This is a genomic window from Fictibacillus phosphorivorans (genome assembly GCF_001619875.1).
In the GTDB taxonomy this organism is placed as follows: domain Bacteria; phylum Bacillota; class Bacilli; order Bacillales; family Fictibacillaceae; genus Fictibacillus; species Fictibacillus phosphorivorans_B.
Genome location: NZ_LRFC01000039.1, coordinates 1 through 17,648 on the forward strand (window position 1 = coordinate 1; position 17,648 = coordinate 17,648).

Below are 17,648 nucleotides of genomic sequence, written 5' to 3' on the forward strand. Positions count from 1 at the left end.
GCTGAGAATCGCTCGTAAATGCTGAGAATCGCTCGTTCAGCTCGGATAAATCCTGCTGAACGAGCTAAACAAGATATAAAAAGGATGCAGAAGCTGCTCACACGAACTTCTGCATCCTTTTCTAACTTATAACTTCTCCAAATACTTTAAAGCATCATCTAATGTTTTTACAGGAACAATCTTCATCTTAGATCCGATATCTTTTTGTGCTTTCACAGCATCTTTGTAGTTATTCCCTTCCACGGGTGCGAAGAATATTTCTGCGCCCGCTTCATCTGCCGCTACAATCTTTTGCTGAATGCCGCCGATCGGTCCAACGTTTTTATGCAGATCCATCGTACCGGTACCTGCAATTTTCTTGCCGTGTGTCAGATCATCTTCTGTTAGCTGATCCAATATTTCTAATGTGAACATTAAACCAGCAGATGGTCCTCCAATCTGTGATGTGTCAATTTTAACTTTTGGATCTGTCTCAATGGATACATCAGCTACAGGTGAAGTAATGCCAAGGCCAGCTTTAGGTCCCTCGTCTTGAATATATTTTTTCGGAAACTGTTCGATGTTTAGACTTACGTTCATTTTCTTTTCACCACGAAGGATTGTTAAATCTACAGGATCTCCTGCTTTCTTCGGAGCTAGTACATCCAGCAGTTTTTTAGTTTCCATAACCGGATTACGGTCAACTGCTATTATCTTATCTCCGACTTTCAGTTTTTTTTCTGCAGGCATGCCTGACATGATTCCTGTAACGTATACACCATGATATTGAATGTCTACCTTTTTCCCTGCCTGTTGAAAAGCGACAACTGTTGCAGCATGCTGTGAATCTTCCATCATCTGCAATTGTCTTTGATTGTATTCTTCATCTGTTTCATCTTCTGCTCTGATCTCTTCAGCCGGAATGACTTCACGATAGTCACTAAGTTTTGCCCATATGTATTGCGGTATGTTCGCCGTTCCAACTGAAACAGTTGTAAGCATGAATACTCCCTCGTCTTTATCTCCGCCTTCAACACGAATAATGGGATCTAAAACCCTTGCATCCCCTGGAGAGGTTATATAGTAAGGAAGTGGATAAAATGCAATAAATGCAAAGATTAGTAAGGACAGAAAGATAAATTTGTTTTGAGAGAAAAAGTTTTTCTTTTTCCCTTCCTTCTCAATGGTCATGCGATGACTCCTTCCAGTTGTTGATCTTTTCTAAGATTTTAGGGACCTGTTTTCTTCCAGCCTCTTCTCCAATTGCTATTATATCATTTACATCTTTAAAAGCTGTAGAACTGAACTGCTCAACCATCGGCCGAATCATTATATCTGCCGAAATTTCGTGCCAGCGAACCATCTCACGCTGCATGATATCAATACTTTGAATAATAACATCAAAAATAGAAGCTACTTGCAGTTCTGCTTTGAAATGTGAAATATCCACGGCGATCACGAGATCTGCTCCCATCTCTCTTGCTACTGATACTGGTACACGATCGATTACACCGCCATCCACTAAGAGTTTTCCGTTCATTTTTTCGGGAACTAATATCCCAGGAATCGAAATGCTGGCACGAACCGCATCTGCGATCGGGCCAGTTCGGAAAACAACCTTTTCACCAAGCAGCAGATCCGTTGCCACTATTGCCAATGGTATATCTGTTTGTTCAATATGTTTTTGTTTAGTTAGAAGCCTAACTAATTCTTTAATCTTTTTTCCCGTAATAAACCCCATCTTAGGGACGGTATAATCCATATAGTATTTCCTTTTAAAAAGTGTTGCCATGCGGTATAAATTTTCGTCGCTATGGCCCATACAAACCATTGCCCCCACTAGTGCACCCATACTGCTACCTGCAATCATATCGATCGGAATTTGAGCTTCTCTTAAAGCCTTTACTACTCCAAGGTGCGCGAACCCCCTAGCACCGCCAGATCCAAGAGCAAGTCCGATTTTCGGTTCTTTCATCCTTTGCTCCTCCTTTAGAAGCACCGTCTTTTTTTAACATATGGTCTAAAGAGTGTGGCTATACGTATAAATAAGGATGAGGACAAGGAAGCAATGTGGAATATGGTGAGAGGAGTACTCCCCTTATGAATAAAGCTTTTTTAAAAACATTGGTAATGTCATCTTCTGCAATCATCATAGCCTTTTCTATCATAATATACCCAAAAGAAACCTACATGGCATCTGTAAACGGACTAAAAATGTGGTGGGACGTCGTATTTCCTTCCCTTATGCCTTTTTTTATCTTATCAGAGGTATTGATGGGGCTTGGGGTCGTTCATCTGATAGGTGTATTGTTTGAACCACTTATGCGTCCCCTCTTTCGTGTACCAGGTTCAGGAGGATTTGTTTGGGCAATGGGAATTTCGTCAGGATTTCCTGCAGGAGCAAAGCTAACAGCCCGATTATGGCACCAAAAACAAATCACAACGATTGAAGCAGAGCGCCTCGTATCATTTACAAATTGTTCAAATCCATTGTTTATGTTCAGCGCCATCGCAGTTGGCTTTTTTCATAATGCAGCATTAGGTATTGTACTTGCTGTAAGCCACTATTTAGGCAACTTTTTCGTCGGTCTTATCATGAGGTTTCACGGCTTCAAAAAAGATTCACAGACAAACGAAGAAAGATATAGAGGCAAAGGGCTAAAAAATGCTTTAAAACATATGCACGAAGCCCGACTAGCTGATAATCGGCCCATTGGACAACTTCTTGGAGATGCCGTTCAGCAATCCACTAAAACACTGCTTATGATCGGTGGATTTATCATTCTATTTTCTGTATTAAGTAAGATGATGGACCTTTTACATGTTGCCGAGCTGCTTTCAAGCATGGTAAATTACTTCTTCCTTTTGTTCTCACTATCCGAAACTTTGAGTTTACCTTTGATTAAAGGAATATTTGAAATTACCTTAGGAAGCAACCTAACTAGCCTTGCACAATCTTCTTTACTGCAGCAAGCCGTTATTGTAAGCTTTATCCTGGCGTTTAGCGGGCTTTCTGTTCAAGCACAAGTCGCTAGTATTCTTGCGGATACAGATATTAAATTTAAGCCTTTCTTTGTTGCCAGAATTATGCACGGATTTTTATCTGCTTTCATTTGTCTTTTAGTATTCCCTTATTTGTATCACGTTAAAAGCAGTGCCGCTCCGGCTTTTGCCTTCCTGACAGAAAAAAGTGAGAACTTTGGAGAATTTGGCATGCTCGCGCTAGCGAACAGCCACTATGTAACGTTAGGGTTCTTACTGCTGTCGATTCTCTTGTGGAATCGAACTTTATTGAAAAAAAACAGCCTCCGTACTTAACGGGGGCTGTTATATTTTTCTTTTAAAGCTTCCTCAACGATTTCCGGTACAAGATCAGACACGTTCGCATGATACTTCGCTGCTTCTTTTACGATACTCGAACTTAAGAACGAGTATTGATTATTTGTCATCATAAAGAACGTTTCTACTTTGTCATCCAGCTTTTTGTTGATAGAAGCAATCTTCATTTCATATTCAAAATCAGATACAGCACGAAGTCCTCTAAGAATGACGTTGGCTCCTATGTTTTTTACGTAATCAATTAAAAGTCCATTAAAAGAATCTACTTTCACGTTAGGAAACTGCTTAGTCACTTCTTTTAGAAGTACAATTCTCTCATCTACCGAAAATAATGGATCTTTGCTTTGATTATTGGCGACCACTACAATTACTTCGTCAAATACGGTTGCGCCTCGTTTAATAATGTCCAAATGACCTCGCGTCACAGGGTCAAAACTACCAGGACATACGGCAGTCGTTGGCATATTCTTCACCTCATAAAATGTCTTAATTACGTTTAAAAATCGATATGGTTGTTGTTTTTCCGTACGTTTCCTGTCTGATTAAATGAAAACTTTCGATCTGATCTGGAAGTGTAACATCACTACCGTGTTCAGCTACGATACTCCCTTCATCAGAAAGCAGCTGCAGCTTATCAATTTCCTCCATATCTTTCATTAACATTTGTTTAGCGTATGGAGGATCAAGGAAGATCATATCAAACTGAACTTCCCTTTTATGAAGCGCTTTCAACGCTCTTTTTGCATCATTGCGAAAGACTTCTGTTTTCTCACCATAGTTGCATTGTTTGATATTCTCTTTAATCGTATGTATGGCTTTTTGATCTTTATCAATAAAAATAAAGTGATCCATTCCTCGACTTAACGCTTCCAGCCCGAGTCCGCCACTGCCACCATATAAATCCAGACCAATTCCCCCGTCAAAATAAGGGCCGATCATATTAAATATGGATTCTTTGATTTTATCAGTTGTTGGACGAGTATTTGTACCTGGCACAGCTTTAAGGGGTCTTCCTTTGCATTCACCTGCTATTACTCTCACGTTCTTCACTCAATTCTTTATCCGTTTTCCATTTCTAATCCTATCACAAGTATTCCTGTATTCAAACAATCAAATCTTTTCTTTATAAGTATAAGGCAAATTAAATGAGGTCATACTACTTATAACAACATCAACGAACGATGTTGTTGCCAACCGCGGAGAAGACTTACTCCCCATAAGTTCTTCATCCGGTTTCTCCTCTCCCATCGCCTTTAAACAGAAGTGATTTTGTTTTAAAGGCAACCTGCAGTTTATGCTGCAGGTTTTTTTAATGCTTAAAAGCCTTTCAGCCCGTTTCGGATTGTGCTACATTGTTGTATAGAAAGGGGAATGAACGATGATTCAACGATTTATTGAGTTAGGGGAAGGGTATTCAGATCTCTATGAACTTCTTGAGATTATGGAATCGAACAAAGACCGAATTACTCAGCTATTGTGTCTAAAAGTAAAGAAAGAAGATAAGATATATGCTTCACTCGTTGCGGTAATGCAGCCTGCTTCTGAAGGCAAATTCCAGCCACTGTACATATGCAGAGAAGGAGTACCATTTCCTTCAAAGCGATATGAATTATTTGAAACAAAAGCCGCTCAGCTAAATAAGGAAATGATCACTTTTGATGTAAAATCATCAAAAGAATTTGCAGAAACGGAACTTTTCTATCACTATCTAATCGGTATATTACGCTTAAACTACCTAATCCCGCCTTTGTCATAGATTCATTTGTTTGCCACAATGGGCGTAGACTTATAAAAATAGTTGAGGACTAATAAAATTTTTTAAAGATCTATAAATGCTTATGAAGCCTTTAAAAAGAAATACTTTCAGAAAAAACACATAAAAAAACAGGCAGCTACTTAATTAGCCTGCCTGTCTTTTAAATCCCCATCTTATAATCGTACTCTTTTGCTTTATCAACAATCTTGCTTTCATACTCTGTTTTAATCTCTTGTTTATGTGACCTTTTTACTTCTTTTACAAAGTGCAAAGATTCAAGCTTTGCTGCAATTTCATCTATTTTGTTGCCATCACAATAGAGAACTGCGTATTTAAGCCTTCTTGACACATAGTGAACATTACCGTAGCGTCTGAGCTGTTTAGAAAACTTTAAAGAATGAAGAAAAACAGAGAGTCCACGACGATTACCTATCATAATTAAAGCCCCTTTTATTATACTGTATTCAAACATCAACAAATCACTCATTAGGATGTGATGTATCTTGGACTTAAACACCATTTGGGAAAATTTTATTGATAGAATGATACTTGATCCTTCAATCACTTTTGCTGAAAAGAAATTAATGGCCGGAATCCCTTTCTTGTATGTAACGGTCTCTCAACATGTATCAATCAATCAGTCGACAGACGCAGTTAAAAAACATGCTGTAAAAGCAATGAAAGGGAAACGGCTCACCCTGAACCTCAATTTTGTCAGGTCAGAAGGAAATCTTTATGTGTATCGCATGCGTTTTTTAGTTCCTCAAGAGAAAATGTTCTGCTGCGGAAACTTGTGTTTTGATTGTATACGATTTAAAGATCATTAAAAAGTTTACGCACATCCACAAGATCCGCCAGAACCACATCCACCACTGCATGAGCTTTCATCAAAAAATGGATTTCCTGTGGGAACTTTAATCTGCTGTGACACGCTGTCTGCAATAATTCTGCTGCACTCCATTAATAAATTCTCAAGTTCTTTTTCTGACTTTTTGAACTGAGCAATTTTATCATGAAAATCCAGTTCTCTTTTTAGTGTTCGAACTTCTGCAGAAACTGTCTGAAAGTCAGGATGATATCTCCCGAATCGCTGTACTTCATCATACTGCTCTTTCATTTTGGCAAAACGGGCAATCAATTTTTGTGCTTCTTCATCTTGTTCCAAGATAAATTTTGATTCTCTATATGCTATTGCAACACTGGAATTAGAGACCATTTCAGCTAAAGTTAATGATTCTTCCAGCAAAACAATTTGGTCTAAACTCATACGTCACACCTCCCTTTAGGTATGAGGTTTCTTATCTATTATAGCGGATAATGAATAGACTTAAAAGCATAGCAGTTTATTACAAAAAAAATTAACTCTTCTACATAGAAGAGTTATTGAATGTGTACAACTATATCTTTCTTTAAACCGTAATCAGATCCATCCTTTTTCTTTAACTGTAACGTAATTTTATGTTTGCCAGGAGTCATTCTATTTAGAATAAACATGGACTGATTGGCATTCATTCTCCATTTGTTGTTAATGAATACCGCAATGTATCCATCTTGATTCCCTGGTGTTTTCGTATGGCTTCCTTGAAATGAGAAGCGTGGAATAATGTTCTCGATGTATATGCGCTTCTTCTTCACATGATAATTTACAGCCCAATCCTTATCCATGAGGGGATAAAGTGATGACGCCATTACTGCCTCAGGTTTTATGATTTCAGCTTCATTCGTACCCGTTTGTATATTTATTAAAGGCAATGCTGACACCATGAGAAGTGCTGATAACCCTATTACATAAAAAACTTTTTTCTTTTTGCTCATGAAAAAACCACTCCTTCTAGAGATAGTTTTTTCCAATTTATATCACTTTATCCGTCATTCTCCATTGATTAATGGATCAGGCATGGGTTGAAAATCATTTTGCATGGGAACATCCTCTTGTTTCACTTCTCCCATTACTGAGATCAGTTCCATAAGTAATCCAAAGTTTTGCAGCTGCTGATGAAAACGATCTACTCTCTGACCAAATGTTCGGCCATAAAATACCTTTGCACCCTCTTCTAGTTCAGAAACTGAAAAAGGGTTTCGACTTAGCTTTCTATACCATTCAGGTTTTTCCCTAATATAATATTTAAGGTCGGGTCTTGTGTTTAAGTAATCTAAAATTTCTCTTCGCACACCGCACACATCCTTTAATCTTTGTAAGAAGGATAATCGCTCATTCTATTTTCCGGCAGCTGGTTCGATCTGTCAGACTGATTGTTAAATTGCTGTAATAATTCTTGAACGGCGTCCATAAGACTTCCAAATTGCGATAAATATTTTTGTACATCCGTAATCTGAAGCTTACTCAACCCTGCAACGATGTCTCCTACTGTTAGATCGGTTCTTCCTTTTTGTGCAGTTGAACGTTCTTCTTGCTTTCTTTCTTTTCCTTTTTCTTCTGTTTGTTTTGCATATTGATTCCAGCTCTCGTGTTCTTCACCTAAAACAATCCAGTCCTGGTAGACTTCCTTCCAGGGCCTATTATTCTTTTTAACTTCTCTAATTAGTTCAGGATGTTTATGCACAAACTCCTTGAAACTTTCAATATCAGTCTTTACCACAGAATCCACCCCCAGCCATCCACTGACGAATCATGTTTTACTACATGATACATAAGTGCCCATAAATTGGTGCGCCCATTTTTAAAAATAATTGCAAAGCTAATTCTGTTTACTTTATTCTCATCTGCCTAAAAAGGTACAATAAATAAAAAAGATTGAGGGATATTCATTGGATCTAAAAAAAGAGTGGAATGAGTTTATAGAGAACAGTACAGACCAAGAAAAAACAGCCATGAAACTATTTTTAAACAGTTTGAAGGCTAAAAGAGAAAAAACGAGTCTTACACACATTGCTTCTTTATTACAGCTGAAATCGAAAAAGATTGAGGAACATATTCTTGAGATGGAAATGCCTAATTCACCGTTATTGGATAATTCCATTGGAATCGTGCATGGTGGGCTTACGGCTACTCTTTTAGATACCGCGATGGGCACAATGGCAAGTCTAGTACCAGGCAACAAAAAAGGAGCAGTTACCGTTGAGCTAAAAGTAGACTATCTAACTCCTGGAGTTGGCGAAGTATTTATTTGCCGGGCTGAAGTGGTTCATAACGGCAGACAATTAGTTCGGATGAATGGAAAAGTCCGAAACGAAAAAGGCGTTTTGATTGCGTCTGCTACAGGAACGTTCTTTAAATTAGCTGAATAGAACACATCCATGATTATGATCAGCAAAATGTTAGGATGGAACTAAAAAAGAGCTACATTCATTTTTAATGAATTAGCTCTTCTTTTAATATGGCTACAAAAATTTTTAAAAAACTCTACATCTAACGATAAATCCCCGCACACCTGTAAAAAAACCTTACAAAAATCAGCTTTCTTATTTCATAGGAACTAAAAAATTTTGAGTATAATATTTATTGTCTACTCCTACGCCTAGATGAGTATATTCATCATTTAACATCGTGTTGCGATGACCTTCACTGTTCATCCAGCCTTCTACTGCCGCTGCCGCATCCGTGTAGTTTGCAGCAATGTTTTCACCCGCTTGTGTAAACTTTACTCCTTTTTCAAGGAGCCTATCAGATAACGTTCTGCCATCTTTACTTTCATGTGAGAAATATTGCTGAGTCAGCATATCCTCAGAATGCAAAAAAGCAACTTCTGAGGTAAGTTCATCCCACTCAAGCGGGTTTTTATCGTAGTTCAGTCTAATGATGTTAGTAAGCTCAAATACTTGCTGTTCCTCTGATTGATCCACTTTCTTTTGCTCTTCTTCCGTTAATGGCTGAACAGGCGGAAGATCACCACGATAAACGATTGAATAAGGTCTTTGCCTTAACAGAACATCAGAAGTGGTGTACCTGACGCTTGATAACTTGTTAGTAAATTTATCAAAATATAATTGCACCCAAACTTTTTCACCTAATTTGATTAACGGCCTTAGCATAATTTCTTGTTCTGACAGTTCGAATCTAAAAAAATCCTCTCCATCATTAATTGTAATATCACTTTCGATCGGGTATTTCTGAATGATTTTGTTTGAATCTTCACCTATAGTAAATGGATTTGTATTGACTTCAGATCCAATGACAAACAAAGTAACGACTTTTCCGTCTTCAACACCTGCTTGCAGGTAGCCTTTTGGACTTTTATCCCCATAAATATACCATTCGTATCCATAACTTGATGGATCAATTCTTACAGGTTTACCCCACTGTTTCTCAAATGCAGCTAAATCTTTGCCTATCCAATTAGACACTGCATCATCTGGAATTTGAACCGACTCTTCTATGTATTCCATTTTTGTTTTAGGTTTTTGTTCCTGAATAGAAAACTCCGGCAATAGATCATAAAAAAAGATTCCGATTAATATAAGTACGGATAGGAAAAAAGTAACCAATCCTCGCATAATGGTTCCCCCTATGTGTTTCTTCTATTCATAGTTTAGCATAGAGACATTCCCTTTGGATTATTGGATTAAAAAAAGCAGCTCCAAATAAGATTCAGGCTGCTGTAAAAGTAGATATTTAATTAACTTTAGCTTTTCTTATCTTATTGTAGATGATCTCTTTGATCAGAAACTTCGGATAACGTATGACCGGCAGCATTATTACTTTCTTTTGCTAAAGATAAGTCTCCTAGTGAAATAATCCCAATAAGTTTATTGTTTTCAACGATAGGTAATCTTCTAATTTGCTTATTGGCCATGAGTTCAGCTGCTTCTTGAACACTCATATCTGCTGACCCTGTATATAGATGTTCACTCATCACATCGGTAACTTTTGTAGATCCAGGACGCTTCTCGGCTACCCCTCTAATTACGATATCACGGTCTGTGATTACACCAATTAATTGATCATTTTCACACACAGGGATTACGCCTACGTTGTCGTTCTTCATCTTTACAGCTACTTCATACACGTTGTCCAACGGCGTAACATAGTCAACATGTTTTGTCATAATTTCGCTTACTTTTTTCATATTGATTACCTCCAACTAAGATCAAATTATTTCTTTCTTATGCTTTACGAAAGAAAAACAAATATGCATCGTTTTGACAATGATTGCATCTTTAGCGCTTTCATAATATCATTAAGAAGTGATTATTATTTTTTTATTGAATTCCTAGGAGGTTTCACGATGAAATTTGAAGAAAGCGGCTTAAACGGGAAGGTTATTGAATTCTCACTATTAGAACATGTGATGGATAGCCATGGAATGATCCGCGCAGGCCAATGGGACTATGAGCGAATTACATACGATTACAAATTTGAAGATATGACTAATGGTGATGTTTATTATTTCCGTTTCCCTTGTCTTGTTACAGAAGCAGAAACAGAAACACCTCACGCAAAGGTTGAACTTGGAACACCTTATTTAGGAAAACACTATTATCCGCATGGTGTGGAGTATGACGAAGAATTTCCTAAACACGTTGTAAAACAGTGTAACAAGTTAATCGAAGCGCTGCATAACGAATTGCACGTATAAAAAAGATCCCTCATCACTGAGGGATTTTTTCTATTCTGCTGCTCGATTTGATTGAGAAGAATATCCTTCAAAAAGACGGCCCCCATATGGAGCAATCACTTCATCTACAAATTGGATAACTCCAATTTTCGAACGACTTGAATAGTATGCATCGAATACAAAAGCAAATTGTTCAGCAAAACTTTCATTAAATTCCCTTAATGCCCTAAGAATCCATTTTCCTTCGCCAATCCAGTGTCCGTTAACACGTAATACAAATTCATGTGTGCGGTCTGCAAGTTTTGAAACGATAAATAGATCTTCTAGAACATTTGTTGAACCTTCAAGATCGTTCAGGAGATCTGTCAAATGATAGCGCGCTTGTTCGATCTCAACTGTTTTCCATGGAGTCGGCCCAGCTTTTAATAATTGAAGTGCTTCATTTTTAATACGTGATGCATGTCCTTTATCACATAAAATAATACCTTCTGCACACATTTGCGGCAGTGACGGTCTTGCACGATCTATGTTTTGTTTAAAGTAGTTTTTGTATGTAAACATGTTATGAACGAAAACCTCTATCGGCCAATCATACTCTGTAAGTGATTCACGGTATGACTCACCTACCGAACTATCAATGATAATAATATCTAGATCTGAGCTTTCCGTTTCTTCTCCTCTGACCACACTTCCAGCCAAATAGGCAACTTCACAGTTCGGATAGTGAGACTCTATAAATTTTTTGGCTGCTTGTCTGGCGTTGATTCTCATATTTTCTCTTTCCCTTCTTTACCTGGCTTTCTATATTTATTCTACATGAACCGGGTGTTTTCATTTTTTTATGCAAAAAAAATAACCGGCAAAGTGCCGGTTATTTCAATTCAGGGTTCAATTGGTTGTTTTGTCTTTTTATCATATCTAAGTCAGCTTTATCTCGAAGACGTTCCTTTTTAACCCATCTAAAAAAGATAAGACCAAGCACAAAAGCATATACGACTTCTTGGAAGATCTTCATCGTAACTCCGCCTACATGCTGATCTTCTTTAGGCGTCATGGTTGCATATAATTGCGGAACATTTCTGTATGTTTCATAAAGCTGAAAGTCAGCAAACATAATCAAAGCACAAGCTGGTGTCATCAATACACCATTTGCAAAAACATAACCGATTTTTTTTATATCTGACAACGAATCAAGCTCTTTAACCGGGCAAAGAACTGGCCACCACATCGTGAATGCCGTTATAAGCAATAAAGCATGATACCCGTAATGAATAACAGGATTTCCTACAGCTGTATCGAACACGAGTGGAATATGATACAAAGAGAATACACTATTAAAGACAAGTAAAGCGATTAGCGGTTTCGTCAGAAAATGAAAAATACGCGTTAAAATAGATTTCTTATTTAACCAGCTGCTCCACTTCACTTCAGGGACCGAAAGAATAACTAAAGGTGTAATCATCAGATATAAAACAGCCATCTGTACCATATGTACACTAAATAAATAATTGTGGCCTAAAATCTGTACAGGTGTACCTTTAATAATAATCATTAGCACTAATGCAAACGTCATTGCTGCTTTTTGCCACCAAGTTGCTAAGCTCTTCCCGTGTTTGCCTCGAATAATCCAGCGAAAGTAAACAAAAGCAAGAACAATTGCCAAAACATATATAAAAGGCGGATATAGTTCGTACCAGCTATAATCACTCAAACTAGTATGATGAACATGGTGATTATGGTGCATGTCTGTCATCTCCTTTAAGAAAGTACCCGATACTACTATACCAATCTTTTAGGTACTTGTAATGGAATTATAGTGACAATTCGTAATTTTGTAACATGTAAAAAGGGCTGCATACGAGATGCAGCCCTCAGAATTCTTACGATGTCCAAATTAGTCCCATTAAGGAAGCTACTGTAATAGCTGCAACGAGTATACCACTCGCCATCCCCCAGATTGGGAAGTCATGTCCTTTATGGCTTAAGTGCATCCATACATAAAGCTGGAAGAATACTTGAACAACTGCCAATGTAAGAATAAACAATACAGCAAATGAATCACTGATTTTGTCACTCCAGATCGCAAAAAACGCAACGATCGTTAAAAGGATCATCATAACAAAGGATACGTTATGATGCTTACGTTCCTCTTTCAAAGCAAGTTTACGCTGAATCTCTTCGTGACGATGAACGGTAGTTTCAGGGTTCTGTTGGTGATTAGCCATGAGTTTAACCTACCTTTCCCATTAGATAAACAACTGTAAAGATGAATACCCATACAACATCGACAAAGTGCCAATATAGTGCAAACAAATAATACTTTGGTGCGTTAGATAAGGTAATACCTCTGTTCCAGTTTCTAGCCAACAAAGTTGTAATCCAAAGTACCCCGAACAATACGTGGGCTCCGTGGAAACCAACCAGCGAGTAGAAAGCTGAACCAAATGCAGAGCTAGTAAATGTATGTCCTTCGTGAACATAGTGTACGAACTCATAAATTTCTAATCCTAAGAATCCAAGACCTAATAATAAGGTTACGAGGAACCAGCCTTGCAAAGAACGTACTTTGTTTTGTTTTAAAGAGAGTACTGCATATACACTCGTTAATGAGCTTGTTAGTAGCAGCATTGTAGCTAAAAATACTAATGGCAGTGAGAATAATTCTTCCCCAGATGGACCATCTAAATGCATGTTTCTAAGACCAAGATATGTCCCAAAAAGTGTTGCGAATAGGACAGTCTCACCACCTAGGAATAGCCAGAATCCTAAAAACTTATTTTTACCTTCAAGGGTAGCTTTTTCAGGATGAGCAGGGAAATTAGCATCTGTTAAACGTTCTCCAGCATTCATTAAGCTCTACCCCCTTTAATGTCTGCTTCAACTTCTTCTTTATGAATATGATAACCGTGATCATCAATAACAGAACGAAGGAACATCGTAATCAATACAAGTCCTAAACCAGCACCTGCTACGATCCAGTTCGCATAGATGAAGCCAAATCCAGCAATGAACATGCCAAGAGATAAAATAAACGGCAAGATTGATCCGTTCGGCATGTGAATTTCTCCTACAGGTTCTGCAGGTGTCATTTCTCCATTACCAGCCGTTTTCTCAACATACAGTGCATCAAGACCACGAACAAGCGGTGTTTGTGCAAAGTTGTATTCTGGAGTTGGTACTGGCATAGCCCACTCTAATGTACGGCCATCCCACGGATCTTTTGTTGTTGCATATTTAGATGAAGCTGATATTACGATGTTGATCAAAAGTACAATTGTTCCAGCACCCATTAGAATGGCACCGATCGTACTTACAAAGTTTGCTCCGTCAAGTTCTTGTCCAGACATATATGTATAAACACGTCTAGGCATACCCATTAGTCCTAACCAATGCTGCGGGAAGAACGTTAAGTGGAATCCAATAAAGAACAGCCAAAAATTCCATTTTCCAAGAGTTTCGTTTAAAACACGGTTAAACATTCTAGGGTACCAATAGTATAACCCTGAGAATAAACCTAAAATCAGACCACCAACGATTACATAGTGGAAGTGAGCTACTACAAAGTAACTATCATGGTACTGATAGTCAGCTGCAGGAACAGAAAGCATAACCCCTGTTACCCCACCCATTACGAACGTTGGGATGAAACCTACTGCAAAAAGCATTGCTGTTGAGAAGCGAATTTGTCCGCCCCACATTGTGAAGATCCAGTTAAAAATCTTTACGCCTGTCGGAATTGCGATTGCCATCGTTGCTACAGCAAAAATAGAGTTTGCTACAGGTCCTAGACCAACTGTAAACATGTGGTGAACCCAAACCATGAATCCTAAAAATCCAATTAGAACTGTTGCAAAAACCATCGCACTGTAACCAAACAAGCGCTTATTTGAGAATGTAGAAACAACCTCAGAGATAATACCAAAAGCAGGTAGAATCAAGATATATACTTCAGGGTGACCAAAGATCCAGAAAATGTGTTCCCAGATTAAAATGTTACCACCCATATCTGGATTAAAGAAATTAGCATCAAATACACGTTCGAACATAAGAAGGAAGAATCCAACTGTAAGTGCAGGGAATGCGAATAAGATAAGTCCAGATGTAACAAATGAAGCCCAAGTGAACAACGGCATACGCATAAACGTCATACCCGGTGCACGCATGTTAATGATTGTTACAAGGAAGTTAATCCCCCCTGCAAGTGTACCTGCCCCAGCGATCTGAAGACCAAGTACATAGAAATCTACTCCAGTATCTTCAGCAACGGTTGATAGTGGTGCATAAGCTGTCCAACCAGCTTCAGGTGCTCCGCCTAAGAACCAGCTAAGGTTTAATAATAATCCACCGAAGAAGAATAACCAAAAACCGACTGCGTTAACGTATGGAAACGCTACGTCACGTGCTCCTAGCTGTAAAGGAACAATGGCGTTCATGAAACCGAAGATGATCGGCATGGCTGCCAAGAAGATCATTGTTGTTCCATGCATCGTTAACAATTGGTTATAAAGTTCACCAGTGAAAATCTTGCTGTCTGGTTCCATTAATTGAATACGCATCAATATAGCTTCAAGTCCTCCGATTAAGAAGAAGAACCCACCTGCCAAAAGATACAAAATACCGATCTTTTTATGGTCAACGGTAGTGAGCCAATCCATTAACCCACTTCTCTTTTTGTGACTTTCGTGAGTTGCCACGGTGTAACCTCCTTTTTTGCAATGCTTAAGACTATTTCAATTTAAGACCTAACAAGTAATCTGAAACAGCATCAATTTCCTCATCAGAAAGGTTAACCTTAGGCATGTTGTTGCCTGGTTTAACTTCTTGAGGATCCTTGATCCACTTTTTCAGATTTTCTTTATCATGCTCTAAGATACCTGCTACACGGTCTTTATCCCCAAAACCAGTTAAGCTAGGTCCTGTGTTCCCGCCGTTTTGTCCAACTGCGTGACAAGATAAACAGTTCTTTTCAAAGACTTGTTGTCCGTTAGCATTAGCAGAAGATTTGTCGTCAGCCGCTTTAAAGCCTGCAACCCAATTCTTATAGTCTTCTTTAGAAACTACTCTTACTTTGAAATCCATTAAAGCATGAGATGCACCACAAAGCTCAGCACATTTTCCTTTGTAAACAACATCTGTCTGGCTGCCAGTTTCAAACCACATATAGTTTTTGTTCTTATCACCAGGATTTGTATCTGTCTTTCCTGCTAATGAAGGAATCCAGAATGAGTGAATAACATCAGCAGATGATAATTCAACATGTACCTTTGTATCCGCAGGTAACACTAACTCCTGAGATGTAATGAGTTCTTCTTTCGGATACTCAAATTCCCACCAATATTGGTGTCCCGTAACTTTAATGCTTAACTCATTTTTTGATGCTGGTTTAGCATCTGCAGAGAATTCAAATGTTCTCATTACAGTTGGAACAGCTAAGATGATCAATAAAAGAATCGGAATAACTGTCCATAATAATTCAAGCATGTGGTTACCTTCCACTTGCTTAGGTGTAGAGTTATCACCTTTTTTCTTTCTAAACTTCAATAATACGAATGCATAAAGAACGAAAACTACCACTAGTACCAGAATCATAATACTAATCGATATCAGCATCAGCTGGAACTGTTTGTCAGCAACTTCACCTTGCGGAATTAAAGCCGATAGAGTCGGATCTCCGCACCCCATCAAAAGAAGAGCCAACATGGCAAATAAGGAAAGAAAACGCCCTTTTTGTAGCCATTTTTTCATCACTACATATACCCCACTTTCTCGTTGTAGTCTGTTTTGACTGAATGTTCTTTCTATTCACTTCAAATAAAGGTTTATTTGAATGGAAATAGCTAATTAGCTTTTATGAAAGCCCTTTTATGTAAAGGCAATTACAGGAACAGCACAATTAGCGCTGTTCCGGTAAGAATTTCTATATGTTTACTAGAATCATGGCTACAAACATAATTGTCATGTAGTTTAATGAATACACAAACATCATGCGAGCCCATTTTATATCATCCTTAGTCTTTAACCCTGATAGAGCCAGTATTAACCAGCCCGTCCCTAAAACGGCAGCTAAGATTAAGTAGATGACACCAAATTCGAACAGGTAAAGTGACACTGGCAGCAAAGCCGCTACATACCAAATCATCTGGCGTTTTGTAAGTGCAAATCCGGATACTACCGGCAGCATAGGAATACCTGCGTTTCGATAATCCTCACATCGCTTCATAGCAAGAGCTAAAAAGTGAGGCGGCTGCCATAAGAACATGATTAAGAATAAGATCCATGCAACCCAGTGAAGATTAGCGTCAAGGGCTGCCCATCCGATTAACGGCGGAACGGCTCCCGATATACCTCCCACAACCGTATTAATAGAATGGGTACGTTTTAGCCACATCGTATATACAACAACGTAGACAAAAAGCCCAATTAGTCCTATTACAGCTGCAGTAAGAGTAGTCATGGCAAGCATAACTGTCCCGATTGCGGATAGAATAATACCGACCCATAATACTTGACTCGGATTGATTCTTCCAGTAACTGTCGGACGTTCAATCGTTCGTTCCATAAGCTGATCAATATCTCTATCAATATAGTTATTTAAACAGCAGCCGCCTGCTATAACTAATGCCGCACCTAGTACGCAAAGAATTAAGGTTAAGATGTTCTCTGAAAATAATAATTCATTATATTTTAAGGCCAAGAAAAATCCTGCAAATGTCGTGATAAGGTTACTCATAACAATTCCAAGCTTTGCAATGGTCAAAAAATCTTTCCAGGTGCCTGTCGGGTTCGCTTCTGACAGAGGTCCAGGTTCCATTACTTTGTTAGCGGCTTCATATGCAGTTGAAGTCTTGCTCAACAGATACACCTCCTTTTTATAGAGTAAAATGTTCCAAATCTTTCTTTTGTTGTTATTAAAGCCCTCATTCATTCTATATGGGCTTGACTCTAAAATCAACGTAAAAAAATGTCTTTATCTGTTCACAATATGTAAAGTAGAACGTTTTACCTATATGATAGGATAGTGATATATAAAGAAAATGTCCTCTAACATTATAAAACAA

23 protein-coding genes are annotated in these 17,648 nt (G+C 38.2%); 5 read left to right on the forward strand and 18 right to left on the reverse strand.

From position 1 onward, the window contains the following. Positions 1-126: 126 nt before the first annotated feature. Together AWM68_RS19935 and AWM68_RS19940 are read right to left on the reverse strand one after the other, a co-directional pair. Complete coding sequence (locus AWM68_RS19935; protein WP_066245785.1) at positions 127-1,170, reverse strand: SepM family pheromone-processing serine protease; 1,044 nt, start codon at positions 1,168-1,170, stop codon at positions 127-129. After that, positions 1,160-1,954, reverse strand: a complete 795-nt coding sequence (locus AWM68_RS19940) for a patatin-like phospholipase family protein (RefSeq protein ID WP_066245788.1) — start codon at positions 1,952-1,954, stop codon at positions 1,160-1,162. Before AWM68_RS19940 ends, AWM68_RS19935 begins: the two co-directional genes overlap by 11 nt. A 125-nt stretch (positions 1,955-2,079) precedes the next feature. Between AWM68_RS19940 and ylbJ the strand changes: the two genes are divergently transcribed. Continuing rightward, on the forward strand, positions 2,080-3,297 hold the full coding sequence (gene ylbJ / locus AWM68_RS19945; protein ID WP_066245790.1) for a sporulation integral membrane protein YlbJ: 1,218 nt from the start codon (positions 2,080-2,082) through the stop codon (positions 3,295-3,297). On the opposite strand, the gene coaD is transcribed toward ylbJ, so the two are convergent. Further along, the gene (gene coaD / locus AWM68_RS19950) at positions 3,294-3,782 is read right to left on the reverse strand and encodes a pantetheine-phosphate adenylyltransferase (protein ID WP_066245792.1); all 489 of its coding nucleotides are present in this window, start codon (positions 3,780-3,782) and stop codon (positions 3,294-3,296) included. The two genes, ylbJ and coaD, sit on opposite strands and share 4 nt — an antisense overlap. Positions 3,783-3,804: 22 nt before the next feature. Continuing rightward, entirely contained in the window at positions 3,805-4,359 is a 555-nt protein-coding gene (rsmD, locus tag AWM68_RS19955; RefSeq protein ID WP_066245794.1) for a 16S rRNA (guanine(966)-N(2))-methyltransferase RsmD, read from the reverse strand. Between the two features lie 337 nt (positions 4,360-4,696). Between rsmD and AWM68_RS19960 the strand changes: the two genes are divergently transcribed. Beyond that, complete coding sequence (locus AWM68_RS19960) at positions 4,697-5,074, forward strand: DUF7147 family protein (protein ID WP_066245797.1); 378 nt, start codon at positions 4,697-4,699, stop codon at positions 5,072-5,074. Positions 5,075-5,234: 160 nt separating this feature from the next. Here AWM68_RS19960 and AWM68_RS19965 read toward each other — a convergent pair whose 3' ends face one another. Continuing rightward, a complete protein-coding gene (locus AWM68_RS19965; RefSeq protein ID WP_066245799.1) occupies positions 5,235-5,510 on the reverse strand; it encodes a YlbG family protein in 276 nt (91 codons plus the stop codon). Positions 5,511-5,577: 67 nt separating this feature from the next. On the opposite strand from AWM68_RS19965, the gene AWM68_RS19970 reads away from it, so the two are divergent. Continuing rightward, entirely contained in the window at positions 5,578-5,901 is a 324-nt protein-coding gene (locus AWM68_RS19970) for a hypothetical protein (RefSeq protein ID WP_066245801.1), read from the forward strand. A 5-nt stretch (positions 5,902-5,906) separates the two neighbouring features. Here AWM68_RS19970 and AWM68_RS19975 read toward each other — a convergent pair whose 3' ends face one another. The 4 genes from AWM68_RS19975 to ylbD all read right to left on the reverse strand — a co-directional run bounded on the left by AWM68_RS19975 (position 5,907) and on the right by ylbD (position 7,674). Continuing rightward, positions 5,907-6,341 (reverse strand): YlbF family regulator, encoded by a 435-nt coding sequence (locus AWM68_RS19975; protein WP_066245802.1) that lies wholly within the window; start codon positions 6,339-6,341, stop codon positions 5,907-5,909. Positions 6,342-6,454: 113 nt separating this feature from the next. After that, complete coding sequence (locus AWM68_RS19980) at positions 6,455-6,889, reverse strand: hypothetical protein (protein WP_066245803.1); 435 nt, start codon at positions 6,887-6,889, stop codon at positions 6,455-6,457. 54 nt (positions 6,890-6,943) lie between these two features. Then, a complete protein-coding gene (locus AWM68_RS19985; RefSeq protein ID WP_066245805.1) occupies positions 6,944-7,246 on the reverse strand; it encodes a YlbE-like family protein in 303 nt (100 codons plus the stop codon). A 14-nt stretch (positions 7,247-7,260) separates the two neighbouring features. Next, positions 7,261-7,674, reverse strand: coding sequence for a spore coat protein YlbD (gene ylbD, locus AWM68_RS19990; RefSeq protein WP_066245807.1), 414 nt, complete (start codon positions 7,672-7,674; stop codon positions 7,261-7,263). 169 nt (positions 7,675-7,843) lie between these two features. Here ylbD and AWM68_RS19995 point away from each other — a divergent pair, with 169 nt between their 5' ends. Further along, the gene (locus AWM68_RS19995) at positions 7,844-8,323 is read left to right on the forward strand and encodes a PaaI family thioesterase (protein ID WP_066245809.1); all 480 of its coding nucleotides are present in this window, start codon (positions 7,844-7,846) and stop codon (positions 8,321-8,323) included. Between the two features lie 174 nt (positions 8,324-8,497). Here AWM68_RS19995 and AWM68_RS20000 read toward each other — a convergent pair whose 3' ends face one another. After that, complete coding sequence (locus AWM68_RS20000; RefSeq protein WP_156488484.1) at positions 8,498-9,529, reverse strand: CAP domain-containing protein; 1,032 nt, start codon at positions 9,527-9,529, stop codon at positions 8,498-8,500. A 143-nt stretch (positions 9,530-9,672) separates the two neighbouring features. Further along, positions 9,673-10,101, reverse strand: a complete 429-nt coding sequence (locus tag AWM68_RS20005) for a CBS domain-containing protein (RefSeq protein ID WP_066245811.1) — start codon at positions 10,099-10,101, stop codon at positions 9,673-9,675. A gap of 159 nt (positions 10,102-10,260) precedes the next feature. Between AWM68_RS20005 and AWM68_RS20010 the strand changes: the two genes are divergently transcribed. Continuing rightward, positions 10,261-10,611 carry a YugN family protein gene (locus tag AWM68_RS20010; protein WP_066245813.1) on the forward strand — a complete coding sequence of 117 codons (351 nt, stop codon included), beginning with the start codon at positions 10,261-10,263 and terminating at the stop codon, positions 10,609-10,611. A gap of 30 nt (positions 10,612-10,641) precedes the next feature. On the opposite strand, the gene AWM68_RS20015 is transcribed toward AWM68_RS20010, so the two are convergent. The 7 genes from AWM68_RS20015 to cyoE all read right to left on the reverse strand — a co-directional run bounded on the left by AWM68_RS20015 (position 10,642) and on the right by cyoE (position 17,401). Then, a complete protein-coding gene (locus AWM68_RS20015) occupies positions 10,642-11,361 on the reverse strand; it encodes a nucleotidyltransferase domain-containing protein (protein WP_419865600.1) in 720 nt (239 codons plus the stop codon). A 100-nt stretch (positions 11,362-11,461) separates the two neighbouring features. Next, on the reverse strand, positions 11,462-12,334 hold the full coding sequence (locus AWM68_RS20020; protein WP_066245815.1) for a cytochrome c oxidase assembly protein: 873 nt from the start codon (positions 12,332-12,334) through the stop codon (positions 11,462-11,464). A 136-nt stretch (positions 12,335-12,470) separates the two neighbouring features. After that, complete coding sequence (locus AWM68_RS20025; RefSeq protein ID WP_066245816.1) at positions 12,471-12,815, reverse strand: cytochrome C oxidase subunit IV family protein; 345 nt, start codon at positions 12,813-12,815, stop codon at positions 12,471-12,473. Between the two features lie 4 nt (positions 12,816-12,819). Next, positions 12,820-13,440, reverse strand: coding sequence for a cytochrome c oxidase subunit 3 (locus AWM68_RS20030; RefSeq protein ID WP_066245818.1), 621 nt, complete (start codon positions 13,438-13,440; stop codon positions 12,820-12,822). After that, positions 13,440-15,284: a cytochrome c oxidase subunit I gene (gene ctaD, locus AWM68_RS20035; protein ID WP_066245820.1), complete on the reverse strand. Its 1,845-nt coding sequence runs from the start codon at positions 15,282-15,284 to the stop codon at positions 13,440-13,442. Before ctaD ends, AWM68_RS20030 begins: the two co-directional genes overlap by 1 nt. 31 nt (positions 15,285-15,315) lie before the next feature. Next, positions 15,316-16,335: a cytochrome c oxidase subunit II gene (coxB, locus tag AWM68_RS20040; protein ID WP_066245822.1), complete on the reverse strand. Its 1,020-nt coding sequence runs from the start codon at positions 16,333-16,335 to the stop codon at positions 15,316-15,318. A gap of 172 nt (positions 16,336-16,507) precedes the next feature. Continuing rightward, positions 16,508-17,401: a heme o synthase gene (cyoE, locus tag AWM68_RS20045; RefSeq protein WP_082820837.1), complete on the reverse strand. Its 894-nt coding sequence runs from the start codon at positions 17,399-17,401 to the stop codon at positions 16,508-16,510. Positions 17,402-17,648: the final 247 nt, after the last annotated feature.

Excerpts from the sequence above, each read along its gene's own strand:
- AWM68_RS19935 (WP_066245785.1), bottom strand. The coding sequence starts at position 1,170 with ATGACCATTGAGAAGGAAGGGAAAAAGAAAAACTTTTTCTCTCAAAAC.
- AWM68_RS20005 (WP_066245811.1), bottom strand. The coding sequence starts at position 10,101 with ATGAAAAAAGTAAGCGAAATTATGACAAAACATGTTGACTATGTTACG.
- ylbJ (WP_066245790.1), top strand. The coding sequence starts at position 2,080 with ATGAATAAAGCTTTTTTAAAAACATTGGTAATGTCATCTTCTGCAATC.
- coxB (WP_066245822.1), bottom strand. The coding sequence starts at position 16,335 with ATGAAAAAATGGCTACAAAAAGGGCGTTTTCTTTCCTTATTTGCCATG.
- AWM68_RS20025 (WP_066245816.1), bottom strand. The coding sequence starts at position 12,815 with ATGGCTAATCACCAACAGAACCCTGAAACTACCGTTCATCGTCACGAA.
- AWM68_RS19975 (WP_066245802.1), bottom strand. The coding sequence starts at position 6,341 with ATGAGTTTAGACCAAATTGTTTTGCTGGAAGAATCATTAACTTTAGCT.
- AWM68_RS19965 (WP_066245799.1), bottom strand. The coding sequence starts at position 5,510 with ATGATAGGTAATCGTCGTGGACTCTCTGTTTTTCTTCATTCTTTAAAG.
- AWM68_RS20030 (WP_066245818.1), bottom strand. The coding sequence starts at position 13,440 with ATGAATGCTGGAGAACGTTTAACAGATGCTAATTTCCCTGCTCATCCT.
- AWM68_RS20020 (WP_066245815.1), bottom strand. The coding sequence starts at position 12,334 with ATGCACCATAATCACCATGTTCATCATACTAGTTTGAGTGATTATAGC.
- AWM68_RS20010 (WP_066245813.1), top strand. The coding sequence starts at position 10,261 with ATGAAATTTGAAGAAAGCGGCTTAAACGGGAAGGTTATTGAATTCTCA.
- AWM68_RS20000 (WP_156488484.1), bottom strand. The coding sequence starts at position 9,529 with ATGCGAGGATTGGTTACTTTTTTCCTATCCGTACTTATATTAATCGGA.
- AWM68_RS20015 (WP_419865600.1), bottom strand. The coding sequence starts at position 11,361 with ATGAGAATCAACGCCAGACAAGCAGCCAAAAAATTTATAGAGTCTCAC.
- coaD (WP_066245792.1), bottom strand. The coding sequence starts at position 3,782 with ATGCCAACGACTGCCGTATGTCCTGGTAGTTTTGACCCTGTGACGCGA.
- cyoE (WP_082820837.1), bottom strand. The coding sequence starts at position 17,401 with ATGGAACCTGGACCTCTGTCAGAAGCGAACCCGACAGGCACCTGGAAA.
- AWM68_RS19960 (WP_066245797.1), top strand. The coding sequence starts at position 4,697 with ATGATTCAACGATTTATTGAGTTAGGGGAAGGGTATTCAGATCTCTAT.
- AWM68_RS19940 (WP_066245788.1), bottom strand. The coding sequence starts at position 1,954 with ATGAAAGAACCGAAAATCGGACTTGCTCTTGGATCTGGCGGTGCTAGG.
- AWM68_RS19980 (WP_066245803.1), bottom strand. The coding sequence starts at position 6,889 with ATGAGCAAAAAGAAAAAAGTTTTTTATGTAATAGGGTTATCAGCACTT.